2 protein-coding genes and 1 pseudogene are annotated in these 2,435 nt (G+C 48.7%); all 3 read left to right on the plus strand.

All coding sequences use genetic code 11. The features are described from left to right. Positions 1-282: pseudogene (locus ACY69O_RS04920) on the plus strand (type IV pili twitching motility protein PilT); the annotation flags it as partial. A gap of 18 nt (positions 283-300) precedes the next feature. Continuing rightward, positions 301-1,506 carry a type II secretion system F family protein gene (locus ACY69O_RS04925; RefSeq protein ID WP_462332351.1) on the plus strand — a complete coding sequence of 402 codons (1,206 nt, stop codon included), beginning with the start codon at positions 301-303 and terminating at the stop codon, positions 1,504-1,506. An 11-nt stretch (positions 1,507-1,517) separates the two neighbouring features. After that, positions 1,518-2,129: a histidine phosphatase family protein gene (locus tag ACY69O_RS04930; RefSeq protein ID WP_462332352.1), complete on the plus strand. Its 612-nt coding sequence runs from the start codon at positions 1,518-1,520 to the stop codon at positions 2,127-2,129. Positions 2,130-2,435 lie beyond the last annotated feature (306 nt).

A 2,435-nucleotide genomic window follows, 5' to 3' on the forward strand; every position in this document is an offset into this window, starting at 1 on the left:
AGCTTTTTCCCTGCGGAGCAGCAGGAGGAAATAAGAATGCAGCTGTCTATGGTGCTGGAGGCTGTTATCACCCAGCAGCTTGTACCTTCGAAGAGCGGCGGCCGGGCAGCGGCATCGGAGGTGCTTACGGCAACTTCCGCGGTGCGGAGTATGATACGAAGCGGAAAAGTCCAGCAGTTTGCCTCCGTGATGATGGCAGGGGCTGAGTTCGGAATGCAGACTATGGAACAGGCAATGGACGCTCTTTCACGACAGGGGAAAATTGCAATGAACACATTTTGATGAGGGAATGAATATTTTTTGGAATTTATATATGAAGCAAAAACAGAAGAAAACGGTTTTTTGTCTGGGAGTCTGACCGCTGAATCTGAGCGTGAAGCGGTAAGGAAGCTCCATATACAGGGTCTTTTCGTCACGAAGCTCAATCCGGCTGAAAAGCTGAGGACGGGAATAAAGCTTGAGCACAGAAGCCACCTTAGATTTGCGGCAGGCTTTTTTCGTCAGCTTGCGGTTATGATAAGGACAGACATTCCTTTGAACGAGGCGTTGGAAAATCTTCTGCAGCAGTCGGAAAGCGGAAAAGAGAAGGAAGTTCTTTCCGGCATGTGCCGCACAGTTCATGGGGGAGGAACGCTGGCCTCTGCTATGCGCGCATATCCGACATGGTTTCCAAAATCCTCTGTTGCTATTGTGAACGCGGGAGAAGAAAGCGGAACGTTGGACAGACTGTTGGCCAAGATTGCAGACACGATGGAAAAACAGTATGATATGAAGGAAAAAAGAGTTACGCTGCTTGCATATCCTGCCATTCTTTTGCTGACATCAGTTGCTGCGGCAGCAGTTTTGCTTGCTTTCGTATTCCCTGTATTCGTTTCCTTCTTTGCGGAGATGCATACGGAGCTTCCCTGGCCTACACGCTTGGTCATATGCATTTATGACTTTCTCGGCAACTATGGATTTTTGCTTGCAGCATGCGTATTGGCGGCACTGGCAGAGTGCGCGCGAAGATACAGAGAGCCAAAGACGCGTGAACGGGCTGACCGTATGTTGCTTCGGCTTCCTGTGTTCGGGAGACTGGTCCTGTATCAGGAGCTTTCGCGGCTTGCCGGGACGCTTGCGGTGCTCATTGAGAGCGGAATTGTGCTGAACAGGGCGCTGGAGATTACGGCAGAAGCGGCAGAAAATGCGTATGTCTGCAGTGTTTCCATGCGTGCGGGGCGTGATGTGGAAAAGGGCTTTGCCATGTCCTCGTCATTTGAAAAGGCAGAGCTTTTTCCGCCGATGTTTTTGAACCTGCTGCGAACAGGAGAGCGGACAGGTGCCGTGGAGGAAATGCTTTATCAGCTGGCTTCATCGTACGAAGCAGAAAGCGAACGGCTGGCGGAGCGTATGCATACGCTTTTGGAACCGTGCATGGTGCTTGTGGCAGGCGGTGTTATAGGAACGCTGATATTTTCTGTGGCGCTTCCGATTCTCGACATGATGACAAGCCTCAGCGGTTCATAGGAGGAAGTAATATGGTGAAAATGATTTTGGTACGCCATGGGCAGACCGAATGGAATCTTCTGGGAAAATATCAGGGACAGTCGGATACAGATCTTTCGAAAAAAGGAATGCAGCAGGCAGAACTTCTGGCAAAGAATTTTCCAGTTGATGATGTGTCGGCTGTTTACACCAGCGATTTAAAACGTGCGTATGAAACGGGAAAAAAGATTGCCGAGCGTTTTGGCTGTCCTCTTATTCCTGAGAAAGGACTTCGGGAATTTCATTTTGGTGAGTGGGAAGGGCACACATATGAAGAAATCGTAAAGAAGTGGCCTGAGGAAGCGGCAAATTTTTTTGGCGCGCCGGAGAAGCTTCAGACCCCTGGCGGAGAAACATTCCATATACTTCAGAAGCGGGCAATGAAAATAATCGAGCGCATACGTGAAGAAAACGAAGGGAAAACTGTTGTGGTATCTGCGCACGGAGCTATCCTTAAAACGATTCTTTCGTCGCTCATGCATATTCCGCTGCATTATCTGTGGTCGATTAAGCAGGACAACACAGCGGTGAACATAATCAGATTTGACGACGGTTACGTGTCAATAGAGCTCATAAACAGTACGGAACATTTGCGAAAACGCTGAATTCCCTGTCTGGTCTTTTTCCGCCACGCGGTGTCAGCCGCCGCTCGACGTAGCGCTTTTGCTACGACTTCGCGACTGCTTCCTTGCCTGACGAAAAAATACCTCGACAGAGTACAGAATATAGCTTGTCCAAAGTTCCTGCGAAAAATAAAAAAGAATTTGAAAAAAGTGCTTGACGAACAACTCTCAAAGAGGTAATATATAGAAGCTGACTCGTGCGGGGCACGATGAAGCGCAAGGTGTTCCTTGAAAACTAAACAATGCAGAAATGAATCATCTAAATTGATTCAAGCCAGATGTCGGGCA

Source organism: Schwartzia sp. (in: firmicutes), assembly GCF_978017985.1.